Annotated in this window: 15 protein-coding genes and 1 tRNA gene; 9 read left to right on the forward strand and 7 right to left on the reverse strand. The window is 66.2% G+C overall.

The window, feature by feature from the left end:
- The first annotated feature begins 259 nt into the window (after nt 1–259).
- The 4 genes from hydA (at nt 260) to rpsU (ending at nt 3,441) form a co-directional block, all read left to right on the forward strand.
- Complete coding sequence (hydA, locus tag J5J86_RS13725; protein WP_209098864.1) at nt 260–1,687, forward strand: dihydropyrimidinase; 1,428 nt, start codon at nt 260–262, stop codon at nt 1,685–1,687.
- A gap of 15 nt (nt 1,688–1,702) precedes the next feature.
- Entirely contained in the window at nt 1,703–2,380 is a 678-nt protein-coding gene (locus J5J86_RS13730) for a GntR family transcriptional regulator (protein ID WP_209098866.1), read from the forward strand.
- Nucleotides 2,381–2,637: 257 nt separating this feature from the next.
- Entirely contained in the window at nt 2,638–2,850 is a 213-nt protein-coding gene (locus tag J5J86_RS13735) for a cold-shock protein (protein WP_209098868.1), read from the forward strand.
- A 300-nt stretch (nt 2,851–3,150) separates the two neighbouring features.
- Nucleotides 3,151–3,441, forward strand: a complete 291-nt coding sequence (rpsU, locus tag J5J86_RS13740; RefSeq protein WP_209098870.1) for a 30S ribosomal protein S21 — start codon at nt 3,151–3,153, stop codon at nt 3,439–3,441.
- A 95-nt stretch (nt 3,442–3,536) separates the two neighbouring features.
- Here the strand turns inward: rpsU and J5J86_RS13745 are convergent, their stop codons facing one another.
- From J5J86_RS13745 to J5J86_RS13760, 4 genes are all read right to left on the reverse strand, one after another.
- The gene (locus tag J5J86_RS13745; protein WP_209098872.1) at nt 3,537–4,274 is read right to left on the reverse strand and encodes an amino acid ABC transporter ATP-binding protein; all 738 of its coding nucleotides are present in this window, start codon (nt 4,272–4,274) and stop codon (nt 3,537–3,539) included.
- Nucleotides 4,246–4,941, reverse strand: coding sequence for an amino acid ABC transporter permease (locus J5J86_RS13750; RefSeq protein WP_209098874.1), 696 nt, complete (start codon nt 4,939–4,941; stop codon nt 4,246–4,248). Before J5J86_RS13750 ends, J5J86_RS13745 begins: the two co-directional genes overlap by 29 nt.
- Nucleotides 4,941–5,615 carry an amino acid ABC transporter permease gene (locus tag J5J86_RS13755; RefSeq protein ID WP_209098876.1) on the reverse strand — a complete coding sequence of 225 codons (675 nt, stop codon included), beginning with the start codon at nt 5,613–5,615 and terminating at the stop codon, nt 4,941–4,943. The genes J5J86_RS13750 and J5J86_RS13755 overlap by 1 nt, the downstream gene beginning before the upstream one ends.
- A 65-nt stretch (nt 5,616–5,680) precedes the next feature.
- Nucleotides 5,681–6,490: a transporter substrate-binding domain-containing protein gene (locus J5J86_RS13760; protein WP_209098878.1), complete on the reverse strand. Its 810-nt coding sequence runs from the start codon at nt 6,488–6,490 to the stop codon at nt 5,681–5,683.
- 152 nt (nt 6,491–6,642) lie between these two features.
- Here J5J86_RS13760 and J5J86_RS13765 point away from each other — a divergent pair, with 152 nt between their 5' ends.
- From J5J86_RS13765 to J5J86_RS13780, 4 genes are read left to right on the forward strand one after another with little or no spacing between them, the layout of a single operon-like run.
- Nucleotides 6,643–6,930: a (2Fe-2S)-binding protein gene (locus J5J86_RS13765; RefSeq protein WP_209098880.1), complete on the forward strand. Its 288-nt coding sequence runs from the start codon at nt 6,643–6,645 to the stop codon at nt 6,928–6,930.
- Nucleotides 6,927–8,342, forward strand: a complete 1,416-nt coding sequence (locus J5J86_RS13770) for an NAD(P)/FAD-dependent oxidoreductase (protein WP_247657598.1) — start codon at nt 6,927–6,929, stop codon at nt 8,340–8,342. The genes J5J86_RS13765 and J5J86_RS13770 overlap by 4 nt, the downstream gene beginning before the upstream one ends.
- The gene (locus J5J86_RS13775; RefSeq protein WP_209098884.1) at nt 8,339–9,460 is read left to right on the forward strand and encodes an NAD(P)/FAD-dependent oxidoreductase; all 1,122 of its coding nucleotides are present in this window, start codon (nt 8,339–8,341) and stop codon (nt 9,458–9,460) included. Before J5J86_RS13770 ends, J5J86_RS13775 begins: the two co-directional genes overlap by 4 nt.
- On the forward strand, nt 9,457–10,392 hold the full coding sequence (locus J5J86_RS13780; RefSeq protein ID WP_209098886.1) for a dihydrodipicolinate synthase family protein: 936 nt from the start codon (nt 9,457–9,459) through the stop codon (nt 10,390–10,392). Before J5J86_RS13775 ends, J5J86_RS13780 begins: the two co-directional genes overlap by 4 nt.
- A gap of 26 nt (nt 10,393–10,418) precedes the next feature.
- Here the strand turns inward: J5J86_RS13780 and J5J86_RS13785 are convergent.
- The 3 genes from J5J86_RS13785 to J5J86_RS13795 form a co-directional block, all read right to left on the reverse strand.
- Nucleotides 10,419–10,503, reverse strand: a tRNA-Leu gene (locus tag J5J86_RS13785).
- 148 nt (nt 10,504–10,651) lie between these two features.
- Complete coding sequence (locus J5J86_RS13790; RefSeq protein WP_209098888.1) at nt 10,652–11,092, reverse strand: DoxX family protein; 441 nt, start codon at nt 11,090–11,092, stop codon at nt 10,652–10,654.
- A gap of 102 nt (nt 11,093–11,194) precedes the next feature.
- Nucleotides 11,195–11,581 carry a HesB/IscA family protein gene (locus J5J86_RS13795; RefSeq protein WP_209098890.1) on the reverse strand — a complete coding sequence of 129 codons (387 nt, stop codon included), beginning with the start codon at nt 11,579–11,581 and terminating at the stop codon, nt 11,195–11,197.
- 249 nt (nt 11,582–11,830) lie between these two features.
- Here J5J86_RS13795 and J5J86_RS13800 point away from each other — a divergent pair, with 249 nt between their 5' ends.
- Nucleotides 11,831–15,508, forward strand: a complete 3,678-nt coding sequence (locus J5J86_RS13800; RefSeq protein WP_209098892.1) for a sensor domain-containing protein — start codon at nt 11,831–11,833, stop codon at nt 15,506–15,508.
- Nucleotides 15,509–15,518: the final 10 nt, after the last annotated feature.

The following is a 15,518-nucleotide window of genomic DNA, read 5'->3' on the forward strand; positions in this document are numbered from 1 at the left end:
TCTAGCGCGAAAGCAAGGGCGTGGGAACAAGAAGAATACGTAACTTTGTCAACGAACTAAATGCGGCCTTCTGCATCTTGCCGGCAGGCGGTGTCCGCTCTTCTTTGCATGATGTAAATCGAACTATGCCCCTTTGTACGGCCTCTCAGACTGCTGATGGGGGCCGCTTTGCGGTAAGTGGGATTTTCCCGCCGGGTGGGATGCAATTTGCGCACGATCTGTATACGGTTCAGTGCACACTGACCAAAGACAACGCGCCATGGCCTCTTACGATACCATCATTTCCGGCGGAACCGTCGTGACTGCTTCCGATCGCGTCATCTGCGACGTGGCCATCAAGGACGGGCGCATCGTTGCCCTCGGCACCGCGCTCACCGGCGCCGACGAGGTGATCGACGCCACCGGCAAGCTCGTGCTGCCGGGCGGCGTCGATGCCCACGTGCACATCGCGCAGCCCTCTGGCGAGGGCATCGTGATGGCGGATGACTTTGAGAGCGGCACCCGCTCGGCGGCGCTCGGCGGCACCACCACGCTCATGCCTTTCTGCCTGCAGGAAAAAGGCCAGGGCCTGCGGCAGGCGCTGACCGACTACCACGCCAAGGCCGAAGGTGCGTGCCATGTGGACGTGTCCTTCCACCTCATCATCTCCGACCCGACCGACCAGGTTCTGGGCCAGGAACTGCCGGCCCTGGTGGCGGACGGCTACACCTCCTTCAAGGTCTTCATGACCTATGAAGGCCTCGCGCTGAACGACCGCGAGATCCTGGATGTCATGTCGGTCGCTCGCGACACCGGCGCGCTGGTGATGGTGCATGCGGAGAATTACGACGCCATTCGCTATCTCACCGAGATGCTGGAAAAGCGCGGCCAGACGGCGCCGCGCTTCCACGCCACCTCGCGCCCCATCGCAGTGGAACGAGAGGCCACGCACCGCGCCATCTCGCTCGCAGAGCTGGTGGATGTGCCGGTGATGATCGTCCACGTCTCCAACCGGGAGGCCATGGAACAGATCCGCTGGGCGCAGCAGAAGGGCCTGACCGTGCTGGGTGAGACCTGCACCCAGTATCTGGTCCTGACCGAGAAGGATCTGGACGGGCTGGGCATGGAGGGCGCCAAATATGTCTGCTCTCCGCCGCCGCGCGACACCGCCAGCCAGGAAGCCTGCTGGGAGGGCCTGCGCACCGGCGTCTTCACCGTCTTCTCGTCCGACCATTGCCCCTTCCGCTATGACGACCCGCAGGGCAAGCTCACTCCGAAAGGCCGCACCTCCTTCCGGTGGGTGCCGAACGGCATTCCGGGCGTGGGTGCGCGTCTGCCCGTGCTGTTCTCCGAAGGGGTGATGAAGGGGCGCATTTCGCTTGAGCAGTTCGTGGCCGTCACCGCCACCAATCCGGCCAAGACCTATGGGCTTTATCCGCGCAAGGGCTCCATCGCGGTGGGGGCGGACGCCGACATCGCCATCTGGGATCCCACGGTGAGGCAGACACTCACCCATGACCTGATCCGCGACGGGGCGGACTATACCCCCTATGAGGGCATCGAACTCACCGGCTGGCCGGTCCATACGCTGCTGCGCGGCAAGAGCGTGGCGCGGAACGGTGAATTGGTGGGCGCCAAGGGGCTGGGACAGCACCTGTCGCGCGCCAAGTCGCCTTACGCGACGACCCGCGATCCCCTGCTTCCCTGATCCGGAGACCGGCGCATGAGCGACACCGATGGCGAAGACGGGCACGTCCGCGAGAGCGGGCGCGGTGGCGGGATCAACCTGTCCAATCTCGCCTATAATGCGGTGTCGGAGATGATCCGCGATCGCCGCCTGCACGGTGGCGAGATCATCGTCGAGCAGCGTCTTGCCGAGACGCTGGGCATCTCCCGCACGCCGTTGCGGGAGGCGCTTCAGCGCCTGGAGGGCGAAGGGCTGGTGGTGAAGGGCACGGGGCGCTCCTTCCTGGTGCGCCATGTGGACCTGAAGGAATATCTCCAGAGCCTGCGGGTGCGGGAAATCCTGGAGCCCGAGGCTGCGGCGCTTGCCGCCGGGCGCATCCCGCCCACCGAGATGGCCAGCGTGCGGGCCGAGATCAACGCGCTGCGCACCGCCGTGCCCTATCACACAGACGCCCATTGGCGTTCCGACGACAATCTGCATGAGCTTTACGCCCGCAATTGCGGCAACCAGGTGCTGGCGGACATGATCCGGACGCTGCGAGTCACGACCCGCCTGTTCGAGATTTCCAATCTTGCCGACCGGCTGGAGGCCGATTCCACCGAGCATCTGCAGATCGTGGAGGCCCTGGGGCAAGAGGATGCCAAGGCGGCGCGGCGCGCGGTGACCCACCATTTGCGTAGCCTCAATAAGCATACGCTCGACACGGTGCGCTGATCGCCCCCCGCCGAAATGTCCGAGTAGGATGAAGGACATGGGGCCTTGTGACGCAAGGCCTTCCAGACGCTGGGTCGATTAAATTTGACTTCTGCGCCTGCAGCGCCCATCATGCCAGCGTCGATAAACGGTCAGACGACTTGGCTTTGTGCCCGAATAAGTGGCGCGTCGCTGACGATATCCCTCCGAAAAACTTTTTTCGACGGTTCCGCGTAAAACGCGGTGCGACATCTATTTCTATCTGGAAAGGGTTTCCCATGACTACGGGAACCGTCAAGTGGTTCAACCCCGAAAAGGGCTTCGGTTTCATCGCTCCCGATGATGGTGGCGCCGATGCCTTCGTCCATGTGAGCGCGGTCGAGCGCGCCGGCCTGCCGCCCCTGCGCGAAGGCCAGAAGGTCAATTATGATCTCGTGGCCGACAAGCGCAGCGGCAAGAGCTCTGCTGCCAATCTGTCGCTCGCCGACTGACGGGCCGTCCGGTCTGCTTGCTGACCGGACCTTGGATTTCTGTCTTAGCCTTGGTGGCTGATCGGCGGGCCGGTTTGTGAACCGGTTAAGTCTCAGTCTCCAGCCGATGCCGAGCCTTACCGCCCGGCAGCTTCACAGCGTTCCTCACCGATCACGGATGTACTGGCGGCGAAAAGAGCGTAGTGAACCGGACAGAGAGCCCCGCTCCCTTGGTGGATGCGGGGCTTTTCTTTGAAGCCTGAGGCCGATCTCAAGCGGCCAAACCCGAACGGCGATCTGCCGGAAAGAGGTCATCTGCTTATGCAAGTTCTGGTTCGAGACAACAATATCGACCAAGCCCTGCGCGTGCTGAAGAAGAAGATGCAGCGCGAAGGCATTTTCCGCGAGATGAAGCAGCGCAAGGCTTATGAGAAGCCGTCCGAGCGCCGCGCCCGCGAGGGTGCCGAGGCTGTGCGCCGGGCCCGCAAGGCCGCCCGCAAGGCCGCCCAGCGCGAAGGCCTGCTGCCCAAGCCCCGTGCCAAGCCCCGCACGCCCGGCGGCCGTCCCGGCGCGCCGCGTCCCGCGGCTGCGGAAGGCACCGCCCAGGGTTGATGGGCACGAGAACGGATCGGCTGAAAAGGCTGATCGCTTCAAGGCCTGTTTACGAGATGCGCGCGGCACCGTTCGGTTGCCGCGCCTTTTTTTGTTCAGTGCCGCAGGATCTTGGACACGAAATCCCGGGTACGGGCCTCTGTCGGCTGGTCGAAGATCTGCGCTGGCGCGCCCGTCTCCACCACCCGTCCGCCTGCCATGAACACCACGCGGGAGGCCACCTCCCGGATGAACGCCATTTCGTGAGAGACGATGAGCATGGTCATGCCCTCTTTCGCGAGCAGGCGGATGGTGTCCAGCACCTCCGACACCAGTTCGGGATCAAGCGCCGCCGTCACTTCGTCCAGGAGCAGGATTTCCGGGTGCAGCGCCAGGGCGCGCACGATGGCCACACGCTGCTGTTGGCCGCCGGACAATTCATCCGGATAGCGCTTCAGCTTGTCGCCGAGCCCCACCTTGGCGAGGAGCAGACGCGCTTCCTCCTCCACCTCCTTGCGGGGGCGCTTCTTGATCTTCACCGGCGCCACGCAGACATTTTCCAGAACAGTCATGTTCTGGAACAGATTGTACTGCTGGAACACGATGGCGATGCGGTCCCGCAGGCGCCGCACCTGGGCCGTATCCCCATAATTCACGGGCATGCCGTCGAGCTTCACGGTGCCGGCCACCGGCGGCAGCAGGCCCATGAGCACGCGCAGAATGGTGCTCTTGCCGGAGCCGGACGGGCCGATGAGGCCGATGACGTCCGCCTTGCCGACGGCGATGTCCACGCCGGACAGGACGGTATGTTCGCCGTAGCGGGCCTCAAGCCCGGCGATGTCGAGATGATGCAAGACGCGCCTCCAGATGCGCGCCGAGGCGCGACAGCGGGTAGGAAATGAGGAAATAGACGAGAAGGATGACGCCGAAGCTCAAGGCGGCCGAGAAGCCCTTGTTGTTGAGAACCTTGCCCACATAGGTCAGCTCGATGACGCCGATCTGCGAGGCGAGCGCGGTATCCTTGATGAACATGACGAAGAAGCCGAAGGCTGGCGGCAACACGATGCGCCAGGCCTGCGGCAGCACTACGAGGCGAATGGTGTCGATGAGCGAAAAGTTCATCGCCGCCGCCGCTTCCCACTGGTTCACATGCACCGACTTGAAGCCGCCGCGGATGATCTCCCCGAGAAAGGCCCCCGCAATCAGCGTCACCGAGACGGCGGCCACCACGAACAGCGGGATGTCATAGCCCGTCGCCTGGAAGGCAAAGAAGCACAGCATCAGCGTGACGAGGAAGGGCACGCGACGGAACACTTCGGTGAGCAGGAGCGCCACCACCCGCACGGGCGCGAGCCAGCGGCTGGTCGTCACCCGGCAGACCGCAAGGCCAAGGCCAATCAGGCTGCCGAACACACAGCCCAGCGCCGACAAGGCCAGCGTCGTACCCGCAGCCTTGGCGATGAAGAGGAAGTTGTAATAGGTGGCGAAGCGCGGCCACTCCTCGACGATCTGGCTCCACATCAGATCAGCTCCGTGCGGGCGCGGAAGAGGGCGCGGCCCATGAAGGCGAGCGCCACGGACGCGGCGAGGGTCAGCACCACATAGATCCCAGCCGTCACCGTGAAGACCTCGATGGACCGGAAGGTCTGGGAATTGATGTTGAACGCTTCGCCGGTCAGTTCCTCGACGCCGAAGACGGCGGCCATGGACGTGCCGAGCGTGACGATGATGAACTGGTTCGACAAAGGCGGGAACAGCACCCGCGCCACATGCGGCAGGATCACGTAGCGGATCTGCTGGAGGCGGGTGAAGCCCATCACCTCCGCCGCCTCCATCTCCGAGGCGCGGCGGCTCTCGAACCCGGCGCGCTGGATTTCGGTGAGATAGGCGCCCGCATTGAGCGTCATCCCAATCACCACGGCGGCGAAGGAGGACAGGAGGATCCCCATATCCGGCAAGGCGAAATAGAGGAAGTAGATCTGCACCAATTGGGGCGTGTTGGTGAAGAACACCACATAAAGGCCCGCCACGCGCGCCAGCCAGCGCGGTCCGAAGGTCCGGATCGCCGCGCATGCGGTGCCGATAAAGAGCCCCCCGCAAAAGGCGAGCACCGCGATCTGCAGCGAGACCACGGCGCCCTCCAGGAGGCGAGGGAGAAAGGGCCAGATCTGGCCATACTGAAGCGTGTAGGACATGGGCCCGCGTGGAATAGCAGGGGCCGACGCGCGCGCCGGCCCGTTTCACCGATGGCGCGATCAGATCAGAAGAAGGGCTGCGCGCCCACGGGCTTGATCATGTCCATGCCGAACCACTTCTTCCACAGCTCCGTGGTCTTGCCCTTCCGATAGAGGTCATAGACCGCGATGTTGAGCCAGTCCTTCAGGCCGGTGGAATTCTTGGCGACGCCCAGGCTGCAATAATAGACGTCGATGGGGGTCTCGACGATCCGCCACTCCACCTTGTGCTTGGACATGTGGTCGCCCATGAAGTCGATGACGTCGATCATGGCGGTGCCGCGGCCCTGTGCCAATGCGCGCACGGCGTCAGGATAATTGTCGAGCAGCGTGACCTTGGCGTTCTTGAGGTTTTCCTCGATGAACTTGACCGGAGTCGAGCCGCGCACCTGCACGAAGGTGACGGACGGATCGTCGAACTGCTTCCAGTCGGTGAAGGTGTTGGCCTTGGTGGTGAGCACGCCCAGCACCTCGGTGTGCACGGGCACCGTGAAGTCGATGACCTTGGCGCGCTCGGTGTTGCGCGTCATGGCGCCCATCACGAAGTCGATCTTGCCGGAGGCGACGAAGGGGATGCGATCGGGCGAGCCCACCTGCACCACTTCCAGCTTCACGCCGAGCAGCTTGGCGATCTCGCCGGCATAATCCACGTCGAAGCCGACGATCTCGTTCTTGTCGTCGAACTTGCCGAGGGGCGGCAGCGTCGGGTTGACGCCCACGCGGATGACCCCGGACTTCATGATCTCATCGAGCGTCCGCGCCTCGACTGCCTGCGGCAGCGCCGCGCCGGCGAGCGCCACCGCGAGCGTGGCGGCGGCGAGAAAAGACTTCAGCATGCGTGCTTCTCCAACCTCTGGATCCTCGGCCGGCGTCGCCTGTCTTGCGACTTCCCATTGCCAAACGGTAGACAATTTGTATACAGACTCGCTATCTGTAAAGTCAATTCGGCAGGCTTCAGCGAGGTCATCGTGGGCGGGACGAGCTCCAAATGAGCGCAGGGACATCCGGTGTTGGCGGCGATGCGCGCCCCCTCGTCACCATCCTCGTGGATGACGTGGCGGTGCCGGCCCGCGCTGGCGAGATGCTGACCACCGCGCTGGCCCGCAACGGCCTCCTGCGCCTGCGCAAAAGTCCTCGGGCCGGCGGCGCGCGGGGCGCCTTCTGCCACATGGGCGTGTGCCAGGAATGCGCGCTCCATGTGGATGGCGTGCTGCGCCAGGCGTGCCTGACGCCCGTGCGCGAGGGGCTCACCGTCGAGCGGCGAGGCGTCCTGTGACCTGCGACCTCATTGTTCTCGGTGCGGGCCCTGCAGGCGCCAATGCCGCACTCGCCGCCTCCGAGGCGGGACTCAAGGTGGTGCTGTTCGACCAGCAGCCGGAGGCTGGCGGCCAGGTCTGGCGCGCGCCCTCGCCGGGCCTCGCCGTGCCCCCCTCGCCGGAAGCGGAGAGCGGGGGCGCCTTGCGGGCGCGGCTTGCCGCGTCTGCCGTGGACAGACGGTTCGGCCGCACGGTCTGGTCGGTGGGGGGGCGGTTCCGGGTGGATGCCGTGGGACCGGCGGGTAACGAAACGGTGGAAGCCCCGCGCCTCATTGCCGCCACCGGCGCCCATGAGCGGGTGGTGCCGTTTCCCGGCTGGACCTTGCCGGGTGTCATCGGTCTCGCCGCCGCAACCGTGCTGCTGAAGTCCCATCGCGCCTCGCCCGGCCGCCGCGTGGTGGTGGCCGGCTGTGGGCCGCTTCTGGCGGTGGTGGCCGCCGGTATCCTGAAAGAGGGCGGCACCGTCGCCGCCATTGCCGATCTGTCCGGCCCCCAGGACTGGCTGGGGGCGCTACCCGCGCTTTCCACGCAGCCGCGCCTCCTGGCGCGGGGTGCGGGCTGGGCGCTGAAGATCGGCGCCGCGCGGGTGCCAGTCCTGTTCCGCCACGGGGTGCGCGCGGCGGAGGGAGAAGAGGCGCTGGCCCGTGTCCGCCTCGCGCCTGTGGATGCAGCCGGCGCCTTCGCCGCTGGCGCGGAGCGCGTGCTGGAGGTGGATGGCCTGTGTGTCGGCCATGGGCTGGTGCCGGGCGCGGAAGTCACGCGCCTGTTCCGGGTGGAGCAGGGGTTCGACCGGCGTCGAGGCGGCTTCGTGCCCCGGCTGGACGAAGACGGCCGCACCAGTCTCCACGGCCTTTATGCCTGCGGCGATGGGGCGGGTCTGCGCGGCGCCATGGTGGCGGAAGCGGCGGGGCGCCTCGCGGGGCTTGCCGCCGCCCATGATGCAGGCGCGCTGGACGCGTCCGCCTTTCAATCTGCCGCCGCCACGCCGCGCGCCGCCCTCGCCCGCGCCCACGCCTTCTCTGACGCCATGGCCGACATGATGGCCCTGCGGCCGGCCCAGGTGGCCGCCATCCCTCCCGACACCGTCATCTGCCGCTGCGAGGACGTGACGCGGGCGGAGATCGAAGCCGCCCATGGGGACGGCGCGCGGGACATGAACCAGTTGAAGCACTTCACCCGCTGCGGCATGGGCCCCTGCCAGGGCCGCTTCTGCGGCGATGTGGCGGCCGAATTGCTGGCCGCGAAAGTGGGCTCGCGGGAGGCGGTGGGCACCTTCACCGCCCGCCCGCCATTGCGCCCGGTGGCGCTGGCGGACCTGTTGGGCGCCTTCGACTATTCCGACATCCCCATCCCCGCACCGGCCCCCCTATGACCTACGATCTCGCAGTCATCGGCGGTGGGGTCCATGGCTCCACCGTCGCCCTCTTCGCCGCCCGCGGTGGCATGAAGGTGGTGCTCATCGAGCGTGGCCAGCTCTGCCGCGAGGCCTCCGGCGTGAATGCCGGCACGTTGACCATGCAGATGACGCGCGTGGCGCTCATTCCCTACGCGCTGCGCGCCCACGCCATGTGGGCGAGCGCCCGCGACTGGCTGGGGCATGATGTGGGTGTGGTGGTGTGCGATGGCCTCTCCCTCGCCTTCACCGCGCAGGAAGAGGAATTGCTCACCTTCCGTGCGGGCAAGCGCCGGGAGGCCGGCGCGCCCATCGAACTCATCAGCGGCGCGCAGGCCTGCGCCGTGGAGCCGGGCCTATCCGCGGGCGTGCGCCTGGCCGGCTATTGCAAGGTGGATGGCTACGCCAATGCCTATCTCACCGGCCTTGCCTATCGCCGGGCGCTGCTGGAGGCGGGTGTCGACCTGCGGGAGAACGTGCCGGCGTCTGGCATCGCGCGGGAGGCGTCCGGCTTTGTGGTGGAAACCCCGCAGGGACCGGTGCGCGCCAAGCGCATCGTGCTCGCGGGCGGGGTGTGGATCGAGCCCATGATGGCCTGGCTCGGCATCCACCTGCCCATCAAGACGCTGGTGAACCAATTGGTGGTCACCGAGCGCGTGCGGCCGGTGATGCGCACCGTGGTGGGCATTGCCAATGGCCTCTTGTCCCTGAAGCAATATCCCCACGGAACCGTGGTGATTGGCGGCGGCTGGCAGGGCGTGGGGGATCGCGCGCGCGGCGGGGTGGAGCTTCTGCCCGACCGCATCATCGGCAATGTGCGCCTCGCCTGCCATGCCATTCCTGACCTGAAGGCCTCGCGCATCGCCCGCGCCTGGGCGGGCCTTGAGGCGGAGACCGCCGACGCGCTCCCGGCTGCCGGGCCGATTCCGGGCATCCCGGACGCCTATGTCTGCGGCAGTGTCCATTCCGGCTATACCAGCGGCCCCTATATCGCCCGCCTCCTGGCGGACCGCATCCTGGGGCGCGAGCCGGATCTTCCCCTGTTTCCCATCGACCGTCTGCTTGCCCCGCGTGGCGTCTCCGAGGCCTCCCAATGACCAATACCTTCGTCCAGCGCCTGTCCGGCATCCATGCGGCGACCGTGGTGCCCCTGCGCGCCGACTTCTCGATGGACGAGGATGCGCTTGCCGCGCACATCGCCGCCGTCACAGCGGTGCGGGGCATTCGCGGGCTGCTGATCAACGGCCATGCGGGCGAGAATTTCGTGCTGTCGCTGGCGGAGAAGCGGCGGGTGGTGGAGATCGCGCGGGCGGTGGCGCCGCAGGACTGCCTGCTGGTCTCCGGCGTGAACCACGAATCGAGCCTGGAGGCTGCGCGTGAGGCGGCGCAGATCGAGGCTGCAGGCGCCGACGGCCTTCTCGTCTTCCCGCCCAACAGCTGGGCACTGGGTCACGCCGTGGACTGCACGCTGCTGCATCACCGCCTGATTGCCGATGCCACCACCTTGCCGCTGATGCTCTATGGCGCGCCGGTGGGGGCGGGCGCCATGTCCTACCCGCTGGATGTGCTCGCCCGCCTCATCGAGGATCCCCGCTTCGTCGCCATCAAGGACGGCAGCTGGGAGGTGGCAGCCTATGAGGAGAATCTGCGCCTCATCCGCGCCCGGCGACCGGACTTCGCGGTGCTGGGCTCCGGCGACGAGCACCTCTTCACCAGCTATGTGATCGGCAGCGCTGGCAGCCAGGTCTCGCTCGCCGCGGTGGTGCCGGAACTCGTGGTGGACCTGTGGAATGCCGCCGAGGCCAATGACTGGAGCGCGGCGCGCGCGGCCCATGAGCGGCTCTATCCGCTCTCTGTCGCCATCTATCGCGATGCGCCAGGAGGGCGGGCGACGGCGCGGCTGAAGACGTGCCTCAAGCTGCTGGGCCGCCTCGACAGCGACGTGATGCGCCCACCCCAGCCCGCTTGCGATGACCGCGAAACCGCCGCGCTCGCCGCGGCCCTTCAGAGCGCGGGCGTGCTTGCTTAGCGGGGCTTATAGGGGAAAGAACGGACTGGTACGGGCGACCGGACTCGAACCGGCATTCTTTGCAGAGACGGATTTTAAGTCCGTTGCGTCTACCAATTCCGCCACGCCCGCATGGTCCGAACCTATAGGATGGCTGCGGGACGCGTGCAAGGTTGAGTGGTGCGTGGGTCCGGCGTCATGTTCCTTCGGGTTGGCAGAACCTTACTTTGCGGACCAGGGTTTAAGCTTGCTGCGGACCCGGATTTATTGAAGCGGCCCGTCAGAGGCCCGGGCGTGCGACAGCAGAGCCTATGCCCTGGGCCTGCAGGTGGCAAAGGATCGCCCCGGCCATCAGCCCGCCAATCAGGCTGATATGTTCGGCGGCGACGTGGAAATGGAGAAGTCCCTCATCGCCCTGAAAACTCCAGAAGGGATGCGCGATGGGAATGGTCAGGGCGACGAAAATCCCAAGCGCACCGAAGCCCAGCCAGGCCGCCACATTCAGGATAATGAGCGCGGAGGCGATGAGGAGTGTCGCGACCGCCGCCACCGCAAAGGCGCCGGGCGGCATCAGGCCGTGAAGCGCCATCTCCGCCACCGTTCCCTGGAAATGGAGGAGCTTGTCGAGCCCCGCGCCCAGGAACATGGATACGAGGACAATGCGGCTCACAATGAAGAAAACGCGGGATTCCAGGATCCTGCCAATGAATTGCGGCGTCATGTCGGCCCCCTCGGCGAGGGCAAGGTGACGCGGCCGCGCGCCGTCGTCAATCGCCATCAAGCCGTTGGGAATGCTGGCTTCTCCGGGTACCGTCGAAACGCCTCAGAGACGGTTCTCCGCTGCCTCCGGTGCCACCGGCGTGATCGCAACCGATTCCCCGCAGCCGCAGGCCGAGGTCTGGTTGGGGTTGTTGAAGACGAATTGGGCGGAGAGCTTGTCCGTCTTGTAGTCCATCTGGGTGCCGAGCAGGAACAGCACTGCCTTCGGATCGACGATCACCTTGACGCCCTTGTCTTCCACCACCTCGTCCAGGGGGGTGATCTCGCTGGCATAGTCCATGGTGTAGGACATGCCGGCACAGCCGGCATTCTTGACGCCGATGCGAACCGCGAGAGCCGGCGGATCGGTACGGGACATGATTTGCAGCAGGCGGCTGGCAGCGGCGTCCGTGATCTGGATCACGGGGGGACGAGGGCGAAGTCGGGACATCTGGACACTCCGAACCACGCCGGTTCAAGGCCGGCGGATCGATACGCATGTAAGAATGGGGTTTATGGGCGCATCCGGCAAGAGCGCCGGGCGCATGGCGGAGTGTGCATGGCGATCTTTGCCCGCATGATAATCGCACCGAAGCGGTGTGTCTCAAGGAAAAACAGCGCAGGGCCATGCCGTTACGGGAGAATTTCAGCTAGAGTGAGAGGTGACGGGCCGGCCAAGTTGGCGTAGGTGCGTGAGACGATGTCGAACCGGCGCATCATCCTTGGGCTCACGCTGCTTTACGCGGCGTTCGCTTCCGCTTGGGTTTTGTCGTCGGATCTTCTGGTGGAGTGGCTGGGCGGCATTGATCTCCTGGCCATGGTTTCCATCCCGAAGGGGCTCCTGTTCGTCGCCCTTACAGCCGTAGCTTTCTATCTTGTGCTGAATGCAGCCATGTCCGGTCGGCTCGCCCGGCGGGTGGCACCACGTTGGCTCGGCCTGGCGAGTGGTCTGTTGCTCGCTGTCCTATCGGTGGGGATCGGTGTCCTGGCAGCGGCGCTGGTCATGTGGCGCGCCTCCGGCCCTCTTATTGCCCATCAGGTGGATGAGCTGCGCACGATTGCGCGCTTTCAGATCGAGGCGCTGGAGCAGAATCGCCTCAAGGGGGAGGCCAATGCGCGCCTCTTGGCGGGTCGGCGCTTGTTCTATGAGGCGGTGGCCCGGTGGCGGGCCTCAAGCGATCCTTTGGAGCGGGATCGCCTGCGTATTCAAATGGCCGACATGGCCGGCCTTCACGGCTTCAGCCGTGTGGAAGTGCTCGACGAGAAGGCCGAGCCCCTGCTTCATTTGCGCGGGGGGCACGGGAGCGGGATCGATCCCGCCTGGATCAAGGACGTCCTCCCCACCAGTCCGCCGACCTTCGTGCCCCTGCACCGCGCGGGCACGCTGCCCACCTACAGCTATGGCTTCTTGCTCTCCCTTCCGGCCGTGGCGGGTCCTGAGGGTGCGCGGCCAGAGCCGCTCTTTCTCCTGACTGAGGTGGATGCCGCGGAGTTCGTCTATCCGTATCTGAGCCATTGGCCGGTGCCGACGCGAACGGGCCAGTCTTTCCTGGTTCGCCCGGAACCCGACGGGTCCTATCTGCTGGTGTCGCCCATGCGCATGGGCCATGTGGCGCCTTTCACCCGCACTTTTCCGAAAGGCGCCTTTGATTTCGCGCTCGCGTCCAGGGCGGGGGGCGAGGCGCCGCGTGGGACGGGTGGCGCCGGAACGGCGGTCCTGGCGGTGGCCGAACATGTGGACGGCGGACCTCTCCTGCTGGTGGCGGAAATTTCGGAGGACGAGGCGACGGCGGCTGCGCGGGATGTCGCCATCATGGCCGGTCTCGTCCTGGTGCTGGCCATTGCCGGCGCCGTGGCGGCCGCAGCAGCCCTGCGCCAGCGCGACAAGCTTCTGATCGCACGGCGGGAGTTGCATCAGGCGGAGGCCCTGCGGCAGGCGGAGATGCGGTTCCGCGCCACGTTCGAGCAGGCGGCGGTCGGCATCGTGCACCTGGGGCTCGACGGCATGTTCCTGCGCGTCAATCGCAAGGCCTGCGAGATGATGGGCTTCGGCCGGGAAGAATTCCTGGCCATGAACTATCGCCAGCTGCGCTACGCGGACCCGGCACGCAACGATGATGCCGTCATCGCCCGCCTGGTGGCCGGTGACATCGAGCAGGCAGTGGGCGAGCGCTGCTATATCCGCAAGGACGGCACGCCCATCTGGCTCAGCACCACCACCACGGTGGCCCGCACCGCTCACGGTGCCGCGGAATATCTGATCGTCGTGGCCATTGACGTGTCGGCGCGCCATGCGGCCGAGGAGCGGCTGCGCATCAGCGACGAACGCTTCAATCTCGCCCTGCTCGGCGCCACCGAGGGCGTGTGGGACGTGGATCTCCAGGAGGAGACGCTGACCGTCTCGCCCAGTTGGAACCGCATGCTGGGCCTGGAGGAGGGGCGCACCCTCCACCCCGCTGCCATGCTGTCCGAGGGCCTGCAGGAGGACGGCGCCGCCCGCCTCTCCGCCGCCCTCGCGGATGCCAGAGCGGGACGGGTGCGCACCTTTTCGCTGGAGCTCCAGGTGCGCCGCAGGGAGGGACCGGCCATCGACACGCTCCTGCGGGGGCACGTGGTTCTGGATGATGCCGGTCATCCCCGGCGGGTGGTGGGAACCCAGACCAACATCACCGAGCTGAAGGCCAATGAACGCCGTCTGCACCTGGCGGCCATCGTCTTCTCCACCGCGCAGGAAGCGCTGGTGGTCACGGAGGCGGACGGCACCATCTCCGCAGTGAACCCCTCCTTCACGGCCATTACCGGCTACGCGGAGGAAGACGTGGTCGGGCGCAATATGAACGTCCTGAGTTCGGGACGGCAGGACCGGTCCTTCTATGCCCAGATGTGGGCCACGTTGCTCTCCACCGGACATTGGCACGGCGAGATCTGGAACCGGCGAAAGTCCGGCCAAGTGTATCCCGAACTTCTGAGCATCCGCGCCGTCCTGGACGCGAAAGGCGGCGTGGTCGGCTATGTGGCGTCCTTCACCGATCTGTCGACCATCAAGCAGTCGCAGTCGCAGCTCGATCACATCGCCCATCACGACACGCTCACCGACCTGCCCAATCGCCTGTTGTTCCTGACCCTTCTGGACCATGCCGTCACCCAGGCGCGGGACCGCAGCAAGTGCGCGGTGCTGTTCCTGGACCTCGACCGCTTCAAGGCGGTCAATGACAGCCTCGGTCATGAAGCCGGCGATACCGCCCTGGTGGAAGTTGCCCGTCGCCTGCGGGCCGCACTCGGCGATCGCGATACCTTGGCCCGCTATGGCGGCGACGAGTTCATGGTGCTGGTGGAGGATGTTGTCGGACCGCAGCAGGCCGCGCTCACCGCCACCCGCCTCATCGCCTGCATGTCCCAGCCCCTGTCCCTGCCGGGAGCGCCCGAGGTATTCCTCGGGGCGAGCGTCGGCATCTCCATGTATCCGGGGGACGGCGTGCTGCCGCAACAACTGGTGCAGAGGGCGGACGCAGCCCTGGCACGGGCCAAGGCGGGCGGCCGCGGCATCTATGTCTTCTATCGCGACGGCATGACCGAGGCCGCCAATGCGCGGCTGGAACTGGAAGCGCGGTTGCGCCGTGCCATCGAGCGGAACGAATTGTCGCTCGCCTATCAGCCGGTGGTGGATCTGAGTGACGGCGCCATCCTGGGAGCGGAGGCGCTGCTGCGCTGGAATACGCCGGAGGGCACCATTCCCCCCTCAGATTTCATCCCGCTGGCAGAGGAGACCGGACTGATCCTGTCCATCGGCGACTGGGCGCTGGAGCAGGCCTGCCGCCAGGGGGCCGACTGGATGGCGCGGGGCGTGCCGTGCGGGCGCGTCGCCGTGAACCTCTCCGCCCGGCAATTCTATGTGCCGGACCTGCCCGGCCATGTGGCTGGCATCCTGCGGCGCACCGGTTTCTCCCCGGAGCGTCTGGAGCTGGAGATCACCGAAAGCATCCTGCTGGAGGATCGCGTCGACACGAAGCAGATCCTGCGGCGCCTGAAGGAGATGAAGCTGCGCGTGGCGCTGGACGATTTCGGCACCGGCTTCTCGTCGCTGAGCTATATCCGCCGCTTCCCGGTGGCGAAGCTGAAGATCGACCAGTCCTTCGTGCGCGATCTTCTGACCTCGCCCGCCGATGCGCAGATCACCATCGCCATCATCGCTTTGGCGACGGCGCTCGGGGTCGAGGTACTGGCGGAAGGTGTGGAGGTGGAGGAGCAGGCCACATTCCTGCGCGCCCATGGCTGCCATATGGCCCAGGGCTACCTTTATTCTGCGCCGGTCTCTGCGGCGCAGTTCGAGGATTTGGTGATCGACCAGGGCGGACGCTGGCGGGCCTCCGCGCAATAGGCGGTTGCGA

Source organism: Aquabacter sp. L1I39, from assembly GCF_017742835.1.
In the GTDB taxonomy this organism is placed as follows: Bacteria; Pseudomonadota; Alphaproteobacteria; order Rhizobiales; family Xanthobacteraceae; genus L1I39.

Excerpts from the sequence above, each read along its gene's own strand:
- hydA (WP_209098864.1), top strand. The coding sequence starts at position 260 with ATGGCCTCTTACGATACCATCATTTCCGGCGGAACCGTCGTGACTGCT.
- J5J86_RS13730 (WP_209098866.1), top strand. The coding sequence starts at position 1,703 with ATGAGCGACACCGATGGCGAAGACGGGCACGTCCGCGAGAGCGGGCGC.
- J5J86_RS13735 (WP_209098868.1), top strand. The coding sequence starts at position 2,638 with ATGACTACGGGAACCGTCAAGTGGTTCAACCCCGAAAAGGGCTTCGGT.
- rpsU (WP_209098870.1), top strand. The coding sequence starts at position 3,151 with ATGCAAGTTCTGGTTCGAGACAACAATATCGACCAAGCCCTGCGCGTG.
- J5J86_RS13750 (WP_209098874.1), bottom strand. The coding sequence starts at position 4,941 with ATGTGGAGCCAGATCGTCGAGGAGTGGCCGCGCTTCGCCACCTATTAC.
- J5J86_RS13755 (WP_209098876.1), bottom strand. The coding sequence starts at position 5,615 with ATGTCCTACACGCTTCAGTATGGCCAGATCTGGCCCTTTCTCCCTCGC.
- J5J86_RS13760 (WP_209098878.1), bottom strand. The coding sequence starts at position 6,490 with ATGCTGAAGTCTTTTCTCGCCGCCGCCACGCTCGCGGTGGCGCTCGCC.
- J5J86_RS13765 (WP_209098880.1), top strand. The coding sequence starts at position 6,643 with ATGAGCGCAGGGACATCCGGTGTTGGCGGCGATGCGCGCCCCCTCGTC.
- J5J86_RS13775 (WP_209098884.1), top strand. The coding sequence starts at position 8,339 with ATGACCTACGATCTCGCAGTCATCGGCGGTGGGGTCCATGGCTCCACC.
- J5J86_RS13780 (WP_209098886.1), top strand. The coding sequence starts at position 9,457 with ATGACCAATACCTTCGTCCAGCGCCTGTCCGGCATCCATGCGGCGACC.
- J5J86_RS13790 (WP_209098888.1), bottom strand. The coding sequence starts at position 11,092 with ATGACGCCGCAATTCATTGGCAGGATCCTGGAATCCCGCGTTTTCTTC.
- J5J86_RS13795 (WP_209098890.1), bottom strand. The coding sequence starts at position 11,581 with ATGTCCCGACTTCGCCCTCGTCCCCCCGTGATCCAGATCACGGACGCC.
- J5J86_RS13800 (WP_209098892.1), top strand. The coding sequence starts at position 11,831 with ATGTCGAACCGGCGCATCATCCTTGGGCTCACGCTGCTTTACGCGGCG.